The organism is Sphingomonas sp. BK345 (assembly GCF_014193845.1).
Classification (GTDB): domain Bacteria; phylum Pseudomonadota; class Alphaproteobacteria; order Sphingomonadales; family Sphingomonadaceae; genus Sphingomonas.
Genome location: NZ_JACHZX010000003.1, coordinates 658,869 through 671,481, shown reverse-complemented (window position 1 = coordinate 671,481; position 12,613 = coordinate 658,869). Strand labels below are relative to the sequence as shown.

Below are 12,613 nucleotides of genomic sequence, written 5' to 3'. Positions count from 1 at the left end.
AGATGTATCGATGAGTCTGTTGCTGGAGATCGAACGCTATCTGCGCCGCACCGGAGTCGCACCGACGACGTTCGGGCGGCGAACCGTCAACGACCCGCGGCTGGTCCGCGACCTGCGGTGCGGTCGCGTGCCGGGCGAGCGGATGCGGCGGCGGATCGAGGCGGTTCTGCGCGCGGGCGTGCGATGAGCGCGGGGCGGCTGCAGCGCGCGCTGGCGCGCTCCGCGGCGCGCGCGGGCGCGGCGGTGGCGATCGAGCGCCACCGCGCGGTGGCGTGGCACAGCGCGACCTTCACCGGCGACCGGCACGAGCTGGTGCTGGCGGGGCGCAGCGACCCGCGGCTCGACGCCTGGCTCGACTCGCTCGACGCCGACTCGCTCGCGCTGCCCGGCCATGTGCTGGCGGAGCTGCGCGTGGTGGCGCGCGCGTGCGAGGCGGGTGCGACGCACGCGCGGCTGGAGGGGGTGACGGTGGCGGCGGGGTGAGGTCGTCCGCCGGTCAGAGGAGGCTTACGGCGCCCTTCACCCCACCAAACGGCGCAGTCGTTGCAGCGTCTCGTCGAGCAGCAGCGGCTCCAGCGCCATCGCGCGCGGCGCGGGTGCCGCCTCGGGCGTGGCGCGCGCGAGCGCGGCGGGATCGAACAGGCGCAGCGGCAGGTCGAGGTCGCGTGGCAGCGGGCGCTCCGGCGGCGGCGTCAGCCACGCCGGCGCCGCCCCGGCGGCGTCGCGCGCGTGGCGCTCGTCGCGGCGCCGCAGCCGACGCCACGCGTCGGCCAGACCAGAGAGCGGGGCCGCGGCGAAGGGGGCGGCGGCGGAGCGGGTGAGGACATCGGCGACCATGTGCCTGTCCCTAGCCAGGCAATGGTAAGTCTATGGTTAACGCGCTGAAAGACCAGCGCTTCAGTTCACCGGCGCCAGCGCCACCTTGCCCTCGCGCCGCGGGTCGTAGCCGCCGTCGAGCCGCCCATCGCGGACGATGACGCCGTGCAGCCCCGAGTCCTCGCCCTGCCCCGGCCGCACCGTCACGCCCCGCTCGGCGAGGCCGTCGCGGATCGCGGGCGCAAACTTGTCGGCCTCGCCCTGGAACGAGTCGCCGCGCGCGATCAGGTTGGGCAGCGCCAGCGCCTGCTGCATCGTGAGTCCCCAGTCGACCGCGCCGACCACCGCCTTGCCGACATAGGCCAGGATCGCGTTGCCCCCCGCCGAGCCGACCGCGCCGGCGAAATGGCGCTGGCGGTCGAGCAGGATCAGCGGCGTCATCGACGAGCGCGGGCGCTTGCCCGCGGCCACCGCGTTGGCCGCGGCGCGGCCGTCGGCGTCGCGCGGGCTGAAGGAGAAGTCGGTCATCTGGTTGTTGAGGAAGAAGCCGTCGACCATCCGCCCGGAGCCGAAGATCGACTCCACCGTGGTCGTCATCGACACCACGTTGCCGCGCGCGTCACCGACGACGAAGTGCGAGGTGCCGGTGGGCTCGAGCGTGCGGTCGACGCCGCGCGGTGCCGCGCCCTCGGGCTGGCCGGGTGCGGGCGCGGCGCCGGCGCGCTCGCCGATCAGCCGCGCGCGGCGATCGAGATAGGCGGGGGCGAGCAGCCCGGCGACGGGCACGTCGACGAAGGCAGGGTCGCCGACGTAGCGGTCGCGGTCGGCGTACATCAGCCGGCTCGCCTCGGCGAAGAGGAACCAGCCGCGCGGGTCGTCCGCGCCGTAGCGCGCCACGTCGGTGCGCTCGAGCAGGCCGAGCAGCTCGAGCAGGCCCACGCCGCTCGCGGGCGGCGGCGGCGCGCAGACCAGCAGCACGCGATAGGGTGCGCACAGCGGCTCGCGCACGACGGGGCGGTAGGCGGCGAGGTCGGCGAGCGTCATGCTCCCCGCGAGCGCGCCCTCGTGGACGCGCGCGACGATCCGCCGCGCGGTCTCCCCGGCGTAGAGTGCGTCCGGTCCCTGCGCGGCGAGCCGCTGGAGGAAACCGGCATAGGCCGGGTTGCGCAGCCGGTCGCCGGGGCGCAGCAGCCCGCCGCCCGGGCGCGCGAAATAGGCGAGCACGTCGGGCGCGTTCGATTCGGGGAAGCGCCCGCTCGCCAGGAAACGGCCGAGCCGCGGCGAGACCAGGAAGCCGTCGCGCGCGGTACGCTCGGCGTCGCCGAACAGGTCGTGCCACGGCAGCGCGCCGTGGCGGCGATGCGCCTCGGCGAGCATCTTCACCGCGCCGGGCACGCCGGTGGCGCGCCCGCTCAGCACCGCGGTGGCGAAGCGCAGCGGCTTGCCGCCGTCGTCGAGGAACATGTCCGGCGTGGCGCCCGCCGGCGCGGTCTCGCGCCCGTCGTAGACGGTCACCTGCGTGCTGGCGGCGTCATAGTAGGTCATGAAGGCACCGCCGCCCATGCCCGAGCTCTGCGGCTCGACCAGCGACAGCATCGCCTGCACCGCGATCGCGGCGTCCACCGCCGAGCCGCCGCGGCGCAGCACCGCCAGCCCGGCGTCGGCGGCGAGCGGGTTGGCGGCGACGACGAAGAGCTGCGGCTGGGTCGCCGTCTCGGCGGGGGCGGGCGCCGGCGCGGCAGGCGGCGCCGGCGCGCGCACCGCGGGCGGCGGCGTCGCGCAGCTGCCGAGCAGCGCCACCAGCGCCAGCGCGACGCTTGTTCCCCACGAGCTCGCGCGCGCTGCCATGGCCGTTCCTTCCGCTATCCGAAGCGGCGCGGATAGCGGCGGGCGACCGCAGCGTCCACCGCGCGGCTCAGCCCAGCGCGATCGCTCCCGCGGCGGCGAAGCCCGCGAGCGCGAGATAGCCGAGCACGCGCGCCAGCGACTCCTTGCGATAGTCGGCGTAGCGGCGGCGGTGGAGCCAGTAGCGCCCGTCCTCGGTCTTCTCGAGCGCGCCGAACGCGATCATGCGGTCGAACTCCTCGCCGCCGAGGCGCGTGTCGGGCCGCTCGAACGCGGTCGCGGTCGCGGCCGAGGTCGCGCCCGCCGAGAGGAAATGCCACGCGATCTTCTTGCGCGCCTTCATGATCACCGTCGCGGCGATGGTGCCGGGCATGTTCGGTCTCCTGTGTCGATCATCTCCCTCCCCTGGAGGGAACCGTCTGCAGAACCTCTTCCGTCATCCCGGACTTGGTCCGGGATCCACCGTGCCGCTTACTCTGAAAGCGTCGCTCTCGCGGAGAAGTGGATCCCGGAACAAGTCCGGGATGACGAAGAGTGAGGAGCGTGCTGGTATGACCACCGGGGCATCCTGAAGGGAAGAGAGGACGTCAGCGTTTCCCCTGGTGGCGGATGTTGCCGGGCCGCCCGCGCCGCTTGAGCACGCGCGGCGGGCGGCGCTCGCTCTCCCTCTCGCGCGCGCGCCCTCCCCCACCCGCGCCGCCGTAGCGGCCCTCGGGCAGCTCGAAGCGCAGCGCGCCCGAGACCGGGTTGGCCTCCGCCAGCCGCAACTCCAGCCGCTGCCCCTGCGCATAGGTCTCGCCGCTATGCTCGCCGACCAGCCGGCGAGACGCCTCATCATAGCGGAAATATTCGCCGCCCAGGTCGCGCACCGGCATCAATCCATCGCCGCCGACCCCCTCCACCGTGGCGAAGAAGCCGAAGTTGGTGACGCCGGTGATCCGCGCCTCGACCAGCTCGCCGACACGCTCCGCCAGATACGCGGCGACATAGCGGTCGATCGTCTCGCGCTCGGCCTCCATCGCGCGGCGCTCGAGCTGGCTGATCGTCTCGCCCGCGCGCTCGAAATCCTCGTCGCCCGCCAGCCCGCCGGGGCCGAGCGCATAGGCGCTCACCAGCGCGCGGTGGACCATCAGGTCGGCGTAGCGCCGGATCGGCGAGGTGAAATGCGCGTAGCTGCCCAGCGCCAGCCCGAAATGCCCCTGGTTGAGCGGGGCGTAATAGGCCTGAGTCTGGCTGCGCAGGATCTGCTCCATAATTTCTGGGCGGAACTCGGCATCACCGACGCGCGCGATGATGTGGTTGAAGGTGGCGGGGCGGATCACCTGGCCGAGCGCGAAGGCGACCTCGAAGGTGGCGAGATAGTCCTTGAGCGCGACCAGCTTCTCGCGCGCGGGCGCCTCGTGGACGCGGTACATCACGGGCGCCTTCTTGGCCTCCAGCGCCTTGGCGGCGGCGACGTTGGCGGCGATCATATAATCCTCGATCAGCCGGTGCGCGTCGAGCCGCTCGCGCGGTGCCACCGACATAATCCGTCCCTTCTCGTCGAGCACGACGCGGCGCTCGGGCAGGTCGAGCTCAAGCGGCTCGCGCCGGTCGCGCGCCGCGGCGAGCGCGCGCCAGCAGTCCCACAGCGGCGCCAGCGCGGTGTCGACGAGGGTGGGGTTCCAGGCGAAGGGGGCTAAATCCTCCCCGGCACGGGGAGGGGGACCGCCCGGCGCAGCCGGGTGGTGGAGGGGGCGCTCCACCGTCGGGACGATGGTAGGACGCGACTCTCCCGACGGCAGCGCCTGTGGCGCCCCCCCTCCACCACCGGCTGCGCCGGCGGTCCCCCTCCCCGTGTCGGGGCGGACCGTGCGCGCCGCCCGCGCGTCGATCGCGGCCTGCGCCTCCTCGTAGGCGATGTTCGCCGCCAGCCGCACCAGCGCGCGCGAGAAGCGCCAGCTCTTCAGCGCACCGTCCTTGCCGATGCGCAGGTGGCAGGCCAGCGCGGCGCGGTCCTCCCCCGCCTTGAGCGAGCAGACGTCGGCGGAGAGGATCTCGGGCAGCATCGGCACGACCCGGTCGGGGAAATAGACCGAGTTGCCGCGCGCGCGCGCCTCGCGGTCGAGCGCGCTCTTCGGGCGGACATAGTAGCTCACGTCCGCGATCGCGACGATCGCCTGCCACCCGCCCGCGTTGGCGGGATCGTCGTCGGGCGCGGCCCAGACCGCGTCGTCGTGGTCGCGCGCGTCGGCGGGGTCGATCGCGACGATCGGCAGGTGGGTGAGGTCCTCGCGCCCCTCGCCGAGCGGCTGGCGCGCGACCCGCGCCGCCTCGTCGAGCGCCTCCTGCGCGAACACGTCGGGGATGCCGAGCCGGTGGATCGCGATCAGCGAGAAGCTGCGCGGCGCGAACGGGTCGCCCAGCCGCTGCACCACGCGCGCGGTGATCCGCGGCGGGCGGCCGGCCTTCTCGGCCAGCACCAGGTCGCCCGCCTCGGCGTCGCCCGCGTCGGACACGGCATATTCGCGCCGCTCCTTCTTCTCGACGCCCTGGAGCCAGAGCCGATCGCCCTCGCGCCGCAGCACGCCGATCAGCTGCTCGGCCGCGGGCGCGAGCACCTTCATCGGGTGCGCGGTCCAGCCGTGGCCGGTCTCTTCCGTCCGCGCGAGCAGCCGCTCGCCGACGCCGAGCGCGCCGCGCCGGCGCTCGCGCACGCGGATCCGCGGCACGGGCGCGTCGGACTGCCAGTTCTCCGGCACCGCCCAGACGTTGCCGCCCTCGTCGACGTCGGCGACGCGCAGCACGGTCACCTTGGGCAGCCCGCCCATCTTGTGAAAGGCGCGACCGGGGGCGGAGTCGATCAGCCCCTCGTCGGCCATGTCCTTGAGCAGCGCCTTGAGCGCGATCTTCTGTTGCGCGGAGAGCGCGAAGGCGCGCGCGATCTCGCGCTTGCCCGCGGGCGTGGCGGAAGTGGCGATGAAGTCGAGCACCTGCTCGCGCGTGGGCAGGCCGGGGGACGGTTTCTTTGGCACGTCGTGGAGATAGGCGCTCGCGCGGCGCGGCGCCATGCGGGAGTGCTGTACACAGGTCAGCGCCGGCGGGCGGTGGTGAGACGGGCGCCCTTCCCCACGCGCAGCGTCATCCTGAACTCGGTTCAGGATCCACGGTGCCGCAGACTCAGATTCGGGGGCGCCTGCGCGCCGGTGGATCCTGAAACGAGTTCAGGATGACGCCAGGCAAGGGGCAATGTCAGGTAAGAGGTGACGCCGGCTAAGAGGTGGCGCGAAGTGAACAGTGTCGCCACGTGACAGATGTCGCGGAAGAGAAAAGCGTGGGTCCTTACGCGACACCGCCCCCTTCACCCCAGCGCTTCCTCCAGGAAGTACCGCATCGCCGCCCAGCTCCGCCGGTCCGCCCGCTCCTCGTAGGCGACGCCGGGCACGGTCGAGCCGCGGCGCGCCTCATCGGTGAAAGCGTGGCCGGCGTTGCCGTAAGCGTGGATCTGCCAGTCCGCCCTCGCCTCGGTCAGCTCCTGCGCCAGTGCGGTGACCGCCTCAGGTGGGCCGAGGGGGTCGTCCCAGCCGTGGCACACCAGCACCTTGGCCGTGATCGGCGCGACACTGGCATAGTCGGGCCGATCGTACACGCCGTGGAAGCTCACCACGCCGCGCACCTCGAGCCCGGCGCGCGCCATGTCGAGCACGCACTTGCCGCCGAAGCAGAAGCCGATCGCGGCAGTGCGTGCGGCGTCGACCTCGGGCTGCGCCACCAGCGCGGCGAGGCTGGCGGCGAGCCGATCGCGTAACAGAGCGCGATCGGCGTTGAGCTCGTCCATGTAGCGCGCGATGTCGGGGCCGGGCTCGGCGCGGCGGCCCTCGCCGTAGAGGTCGCAGGCGTAGGCGGCATAGCCGAGCGCGGCGAGCGCCTCGGCCTTGGCGTTGTCGGCCTCCTTCTGGCCGAGGATGTTGGGCACGACGAGCACGCCGGGGCGCGGGCCGGCGATCGAGTCGTCCCAGGCGAACACGCCGGCGAAACGGCCGCCGAGGCCGTCGTGGTGGAGCGGGCGGCGGGTGATCGGCATCGCTGAGTCTCCGGGCGAGCGCGGTTGTCTCGCACGCTCCTTCCGCTAGAGCGATGCCGAGCAGGCGACAAGCGGGAGCGAGCGTGGACGGACCGGGTGAGGCGAGGCGCGACTATCGGGTGCGGCGCGGCGACCCGTCCGAGCCCGCGATCGCGGCGCTTCTCGCCGCACATGTCGCCGACCAGCGCGCGGGCACGCCGGCGGGTTTCTCCTTCGCGCTCGACGCCGCGCGGCTGGCGGCACCCGACGTCGCGCTGTTCGCCGCCTGGGACGGCGACGTGCTCGCCGCGGTCGGCGCGCTCAAGCGGCTCGACGGCGGCGCTGGCGAGGTCAAGTCGATGCGCGCCGCGCCGGCCTATCGCGGCAGCGGCGCCGGGCACGCCATCCTCGACGCGATCGTGGCCGCCGCGCGCGACGACGGCCTGACGCGGCTCTGTCTCGAGACCGGCACCACCCCGGCCTATGACGCCGCGCTGGCGCTGTACCGTCGCGCCGGCTTCGCGCCCTGCGCGGCCTTCGCCGACTATCGGCCCAGCCCGCACAACCAGTTTCTCGCGCTCGCGCTCTGAAGGAGTTTATCGCATGCCCACGCTCGTCCTGATCCGCCACGGCCAGTCGGCCTGGAACCTCGAGAACCGCTTCACCGGCTGGTGGGACGTCGACGTCACCGAGCAGGGCGCCGCGGAGGCGCGCGCCGCGGGCGAGCTGATGGCGGCCAAGGGGCTCGACTTCGACCAGACCTTCACCTCGCTGCAGACGCGCGCGATCAAGACGCTCGACCTCGCGCTGGAAGCGATGGGGCGGCTGTGGCTGCCGGTGGAGAAAGACTGGCGGCTGAACGAGCGCCATTACGGCGGGCTGACCGGGCTCAACAAGGCCGAGACCGCGGCCAAGCACGGCGACGAGCAGGTCCATGTCTGGCGCCGCAGCTTCGACGTGCCGCCGCCGCCGATGGAGCCGGGCAGCGCCTTCGACCTCTCCGCCGACCGCCGCTACGCCGGGATCGACGTGCCCGCGACCGAGAGCCTGAAGGACACGATCGCTCGCGTGCTGCCCTACTGGGAGCAGCGCATCGCGCCCGCGCTGCGGGAGGGCCAGCGCGTGCTGATCTCGGCGCACGGCAACTCGCTGCGCGCGCTGGTCAAGCACCTGTCGAACATTCCCGACGACGAGATCACCGGGCTGGAGATCCCGACCGGCCAGCCGATCGTCTACGAGCTGGATGATCAGCTGGCGGCGACCGATCGTTACTATCTGAGCGAGCGCTGAGGAGCTCAGCACCGGCGAGATAATCGACGCCGATCGGCATGGCACGCGCGCCGCCCGCTACAATGAGGGCGGCGGGCGGACCGTCATCCGGCCGCGCCGGCAGCTGCCCGCCCATCCCTTTGGGTCGCGAGCAGAGGTGCCATGTCCCGCCTGACATCCAAGCCCCTGATGCTCCGGCTGCTGCTGCTGATCGGCGCGACGCTGGTCCTCGCCGCGCTCGCCTACGGGCTGCGCATCCATATCGTCGGCGATCCGCCGGCGCGCGACCTCACGATCGTCGACGGCACCGCCACCGCCGGCGCGCCGAGACCGGCGCCGGGCCCGACCCCGGTCAACGTCGCCGGTGCGCCCAGCGCGGACGGTGCCGCGGCGACGCCTGGCGGCGCGGCGCCACGCGCAGGCAAGGCCTTGGCCGTTCCGCAACCGCGTTGATCGACCTGCCCTGAGCGGCATGGTCGCCGCGGACGGCGTGTCGCCGAGACGTCGCGCCGCCGTCTCGAGTCAGGCCAGCGCGAGCACCTCCTTGCCGCGGCGGCGGCGCAGTGCGATACCGGCGAGCGCGAAGCCGAGGATCATCGTCAACCAGGTGGCCGGTTCGGGCACCGCGGTGCGCGCGACGATGCCGCCGGCATAATCGAGCACGCTGACCCCGTCGGTGGTGCCGGCGCCGTAGCTGACGCCCTGGCCGGTGTCGCCGTTGCTCCAGAAGTTCACCGCCTTGCCGCTGCTGGTGGTGAAGACCAGCCCGTAGATGTCGAGGAAGCCGCCGCCGAACGGGTAATCGGTCGCGGTCGGCGGCGACCCGGCCGGGTAGAAGAGATTGTCGTAGGAGAAGCCGGGCGCGACCCCGCCCGGACCGGGCACGCCGTTCTTCACGACATAATGGCCGAAGCTGGCGGGCGCGAGCAGGTTGTCCGGGGTCGGCTTGCCCGGGTTGCTGGGTACGACACCGGTGATCGTGGTGGTCAGGTCGATGTTGCTGTTGCTGAGCGTACCGCTCGCGCCTGTGATGACATAGGAGCCGACCGGGTCGTAGCGATTGGGCGAGGTGCCGATCGGGCCGGTGTTCGGATTGGCCTCATAGGTGAGCGAGACGGTGCCGCTGAGCCCGCCCCCACTGAAGTCGAACACATAGCTGGCCGCGCTCGCGGGTGCGCTCATCGTCACGGCCGCCGCGGCGGCGATCACTGCCCATGGCCTCATCACTTTTCCCCTCCGAGACTCGCGCCGTCGGGTCGCCGCGGCGCCGGCGCGAATACTAGGCGAGAAGATGGTTAATGGATTGTACGTTCGCGCCGGGGAGACCGCCACCGGCGTGGGTCAGCGCCGCCAAGCGTGCGGTTGCGCGTGCCGGCGCGCGGCCCGATGATCGCAGTGCGACAACGAGGGAGGTAGGGCAGGATGCGACGGTGGATGATCGCGGCGGCGGGGGTGCTGGTCGCGCCGGGCGCGCGCGCGCAGACGCCCGAGCTCATGGTCGTCGGCCTGCCGCATCTCGCCAATCCCGAACGCGACATCGCCAACACGAAGGTGGAGGACGTGCTCACGCCAGCGCGCCAGCGCGAGATCGTCGCGCTGGTCGAGCGGCTCGCCGCCTTCCGGCCGACTCACGTGGCGGTGGAGTGGGCGGCGAGCGACCAGGCGGGGCTCGACCGGCGCTACGCTGCCTACCGCGCGGGGCACTACACGCTGACGACCAACGAGGTCGACCAGATCGGGCTGCGTCTCGCCGCCCGACTCGGCCTGCGGCGCGTCGACGCGGTTGACTGGCTCAAGGAGAATCCGGGCAGCGACGCGGACTACGATTTCGTCGGCTGGATGAAAGGGCATGGCCGCGCCGCCGAGTGGGCGGCCTATCAGGCGGCAGCGCAGCGCGAGGCGGACGCCGACGGCGCGTTCGAGCGGTGCCACGTCTTCGCCGACTGGGTGCGGCACTATAATGACCAGGCCACACTGGCCGCGTTCGCCCGCCCTTATTACCAGATCGCCACCTTCGGCGACGACGAACGCAATCCAGGCGCCGCCTGGGTGGGCGGCTGGTACGCGCGCAACCTGCGCATCTACGCCAACCTGCTGCGGGTCGGCGGCGCGGCGGGCGATCGCACCGTGGCGATCTTCGGCGCCGGGCACGGCCCCTTGCTCCGGGACGACGCGCGCCTGTCGGGCCGGTTTCGACTGGTCGAGCTGAGCGACTATCTGCCGGCGCCCAGCCCGGCGACCTGCTGAGGCGACTGCCGCTCAGCTCGCCATAGGCAGCCGCAGCCGCACCAGCAGCCCGCCGAGGTCCTCGCTCTCCTCCAGCGCCACCGTGCCGTCGTAGATCTCGGCGACGTCGCGCACGATCGCGAGGCCCAGGCCGGTGCCGGGCTTGCCGGTGTCGAGCCGCACGCCGCGGTCGAAGATGCGGACCCGGTCGGCCTCGGGGATGCCGAGCCCGTCGTCCTCCACCACCACCTCGACGAAGCCGGCCTGCGCGCCGACCGTGACGAAGACGCTGCCGCCGCCGTATTTGGCCGCATTCTCGACGAGGTTGCCCATGATCTCGTCGAGATCCTGGCGCTCGATATGCGCCACCAGGTCGCGCGGCCCGGTCATGTCGATGCGGACGTGCGGGTAGAGCCGCTGCACCGCGCGCTCGACCGACTCGACACTCGGCCACACCGCGGCGCGGCTGTGCGCCGAGCCGCGCCGTCCCACCGCGCGCGCGCGCGCGAGGTGATGGTCGACCTGACGCCGCATCGTCCGCGCTTCGCGGATCACCGTCGCGGCGAGGTCGTCCGACTGCGCGGTGGCCGCGTTCATGATCACGGTGAGTGGCGTCTTGAGCGCGTGCGCCAGGTTCCCGGCGTGGCGCCGCGCCTCCTCCGCCTGGGTCTCGTTGTGCGCCACCAAGGCGTTGAGCTCCTCCACCATCGGCAGCAGCTCGAGCGGCATCTTCCCGCTGATCCGGCTGGAGCGGCCGGCGCGCATCTTGGCGATCTCGATGCGCAGCCGGCGCAGCGGCAGCAGACCGTAGAAGGTCTGCAACGCCGCCAGGATCACCAGCCCGACGCCGAGCAGCACGAAGCTGCGCACCAAGGTACGCCGCAGCACCGCGATCTGGGCGTCGAGCGCCTCGCGGCTCGACGCCACCTGGAAGCGCCAGCGCACCTTGGAGCCGGGCAAGGTGACGTCGCGCTCGACGATGCGCAGCTTCTCGTCCTTGAACTGAGCGCTGTCGTAGCTGTGGACGGCGCGATCGTCGTGCGGCTTGCCATAGGCGAGCTGGCGGTCCCACAGCGAGCGCGACACGAACGCCTCGTGGCCCGGCGCCGAGACCTGCCAGTAGAGCCCCGAATAAGGCTCGACGAAGCGCTGGTCGGCGGGCTCGCGGTTGAAGGTCACCTCGCCGGTCGAGTCCATCTCGGCCGAGACCAGCAGCGAGCGCAGCACATATTCCAGCTGGTCGTCGGCGTTGCCCGTCACCGCGCCGACCAGCACGCGGTCGAGCGCAAAGCCGCCGCCGACCAGCAGCGCCGAGATCCACAGCGCCGCGATCAGGATCATGCGCCGCGTGATCGAGCCGCGCGCGCGCGGTTCCTCGGCCGGCGCGTCGACGGCGGGGTCGGCCGCGGTCACGCGATCACGCGTCCGGATCGTCCAGGCTGTAGCCGAGGCCACGGATCGTGGTGATCACGTCCTGCCCCAGCTTCTTGCGGATGCGCGTGACGAACACCTCGATCGTGTTCGAGTCGCGGTCGAAGTCCTGGTCGTAGATGTGCTCGATCAGCTCGGTGCGGCTGACCACCTTGCCCTTGTGATGGAGCAGGTAGCTCAGCAGCTTGTATTCCTGCGCGGTGAGCTTCACCGGCTCGCCGTTGCGCGTCACCTTGCCCGAGCGCGTGTCGAGCCGCACGTCGCCCGCGGTCAGCTCGGACGAGGCATTGCCCGAGGCGCGGCGGATCAGCGCGCGCAGCCGGGCGATCAGCTCCTCGGTCTGGAACGGCTTGGCGACATAATCGTCGGCGCCGGCATCCAGCCCCGCGACCTTGTCGGACCAGCTGTCGCGCGCGGTGAGCACCAGCACCGGCGTGACGCGCCCTTCCTTGCGCCAGCGGTCGAGCACGGTCAGCCCGTCGATCTCGGGCAAACCGAGGTCGAGCACGATCGCGTCGTAATTCTCGGTCGAGCCGAGGAAATGCCCCTCCTCGCCGTCGGTGGCGAGATCAATGGCATAGCCCGCGCCCTCCAGCGTGGACTTGAGCTGCTGGCCGAGGTTCGGCTCGTCCTCGACGATGAGCACGCGCATTACTCTTCTTCCCCCTCAGTTGCCGGTACGGCCGATGATCTGCCCCGAACGGCCGTCGACGTCGACCCAGATGACGTTGCCGTCGCGCAGGAACTTGAGCGTGTAGATGCCGCTGGGCATCTCCAGGTCGACCCCGATATATTGCGCGCCCTTCATCGTGGGCAGCACGCGCCGCTCGATCTCGGGCAGCGGCAGGATCTTGCCCGCGCGCCGCGCCTGCAGCGCCACCGCTCCCTCGCGCACCTGGTCGGGCGCGGCCGCGGCCGGCGCGACGAGCCCGAATGGCAGCAGGAGCGGGAGCAGGCGGCGGTGCATTCTCACTCGTGCTCGCA

15 protein-coding genes are annotated in these 12,613 nt (G+C 72.4%); 6 read left to right on the top strand and 9 right to left on the bottom strand.

The genetic code is table 11. The annotated features are described in order from the left end of the window. The first annotated feature begins 10 nt into the window (after positions 1-10). Together FHY03_RS12415 and FHY03_RS12410 are read left to right on the top strand one after the other, a co-directional pair. Entirely contained in the window at positions 11-187 is a 177-nt protein-coding gene (locus tag FHY03_RS12415; RefSeq protein WP_183923801.1) for a hypothetical protein, read from the top strand. Continuing rightward, positions 184-483: a hypothetical protein gene (locus FHY03_RS12410; RefSeq protein ID WP_183923803.1), complete on the top strand. Its 300-nt coding sequence runs from the start codon at positions 184-186 to the stop codon at positions 481-483. The genes FHY03_RS12415 and FHY03_RS12410 overlap by 4 nt, the downstream gene beginning before the upstream one ends. Before the next feature lie 36 nt (positions 484-519). On the opposite strand, the gene FHY03_RS12405 is transcribed toward FHY03_RS12410, so the two are convergent. The 5 genes from FHY03_RS12405 to FHY03_RS12385 all read right to left on the bottom strand — a co-directional run bounded on the left by FHY03_RS12405 (position 520) and on the right by FHY03_RS12385 (position 6,724). Continuing rightward, entirely contained in the window at positions 520-837 is a 318-nt protein-coding gene (locus tag FHY03_RS12405; protein WP_183923805.1) for a hypothetical protein, read from the bottom strand. A gap of 60 nt (positions 838-897) precedes the next feature. Beyond that, a complete protein-coding gene (gene ggt / locus FHY03_RS12400) occupies positions 898-2,664 on the bottom strand; it encodes a gamma-glutamyltransferase (RefSeq protein WP_183931091.1) in 1,767 nt (588 codons plus the stop codon). A gap of 67 nt (positions 2,665-2,731) precedes the next feature. After that, on the bottom strand, positions 2,732-3,034 hold the full coding sequence (locus FHY03_RS12395; RefSeq protein WP_183931089.1) for a hypothetical protein: 303 nt from the start codon (positions 3,032-3,034) through the stop codon (positions 2,732-2,734). A gap of 214 nt (positions 3,035-3,248) precedes the next feature. After that, entirely contained in the window at positions 3,249-5,711 is a 2,463-nt protein-coding gene (locus FHY03_RS12390) for a ribonuclease R family protein (RefSeq protein WP_183931088.1), read from the bottom strand. Positions 5,712-6,001: 290 nt separating this feature from the next. Next, positions 6,002-6,724: a dienelactone hydrolase family protein gene (locus FHY03_RS12385; RefSeq protein WP_183931085.1), complete on the bottom strand. Its 723-nt coding sequence runs from the start codon at positions 6,722-6,724 to the stop codon at positions 6,002-6,004. Positions 6,725-6,807: 83 nt separating this feature from the next. Here FHY03_RS12385 and FHY03_RS12380 point away from each other — a divergent pair, with 83 nt between their 5' ends. The 3 genes from FHY03_RS12380 (at position 6,808) to FHY03_RS12370 (ending at position 8,425) form a co-directional block, all read left to right on the top strand. Beyond that, positions 6,808-7,293: a GNAT family N-acetyltransferase gene (locus FHY03_RS12380; RefSeq protein WP_311721499.1), complete on the top strand. Its 486-nt coding sequence runs from the start codon at positions 6,808-6,810 to the stop codon at positions 7,291-7,293. Positions 7,294-7,306: 13 nt separating this feature from the next. Beyond that, positions 7,307-7,993, top strand: coding sequence for a 2,3-diphosphoglycerate-dependent phosphoglycerate mutase (gene gpmA / locus FHY03_RS12375; RefSeq protein ID WP_183931081.1), 687 nt, complete (start codon positions 7,307-7,309; stop codon positions 7,991-7,993). A gap of 141 nt (positions 7,994-8,134) precedes the next feature. Continuing rightward, a complete protein-coding gene (locus FHY03_RS12370; protein WP_183923819.1) occupies positions 8,135-8,425 on the top strand; it encodes a hypothetical protein in 291 nt (96 codons plus the stop codon). A 69-nt stretch (positions 8,426-8,494) separates the two neighbouring features. Here the strand turns inward: FHY03_RS12370 and FHY03_RS12365 are convergent, their stop codons facing one another. Then, on the bottom strand, positions 8,495-9,196 hold the full coding sequence (locus tag FHY03_RS12365; protein WP_183931079.1) for a PEPxxWA-CTERM sorting domain-containing protein: 702 nt from the start codon (positions 9,194-9,196) through the stop codon (positions 8,495-8,497). 198 nt (positions 9,197-9,394) lie between these two features. Between FHY03_RS12365 and FHY03_RS12360 the strand changes: the two genes are divergently transcribed. Next, the gene (locus tag FHY03_RS12360) at positions 9,395-10,219 is read left to right on the top strand and encodes a DUF5694 domain-containing protein (RefSeq protein WP_183931077.1); all 825 of its coding nucleotides are present in this window, start codon (positions 9,395-9,397) and stop codon (positions 10,217-10,219) included. 12 nt (positions 10,220-10,231) lie between these two features. Here FHY03_RS12360 and FHY03_RS12355 read toward each other — a convergent pair whose 3' ends face one another. From FHY03_RS12355 to FHY03_RS12345, 3 genes are all read right to left on the bottom strand, one after another. Next, entirely contained in the window at positions 10,232-11,539 is a 1,308-nt protein-coding gene (locus FHY03_RS12355) for a HAMP domain-containing sensor histidine kinase (protein ID WP_183924345.1), read from the bottom strand. 76 nt (positions 11,540-11,615) lie between these two features. Beyond that, complete coding sequence (locus FHY03_RS12350; RefSeq protein ID WP_183923825.1) at positions 11,616-12,281, bottom strand: response regulator transcription factor; 666 nt, start codon at positions 12,279-12,281, stop codon at positions 11,616-11,618. Positions 12,282-12,296: 15 nt separating this feature from the next. Continuing rightward, the gene (locus FHY03_RS12345; RefSeq protein ID WP_260158894.1) at positions 12,297-12,596 is read right to left on the bottom strand and encodes a hypothetical protein; all 300 of its coding nucleotides are present in this window, start codon (positions 12,594-12,596) and stop codon (positions 12,297-12,299) included. Between the last annotated feature and the right edge of the window lie 17 nt (positions 12,597-12,613).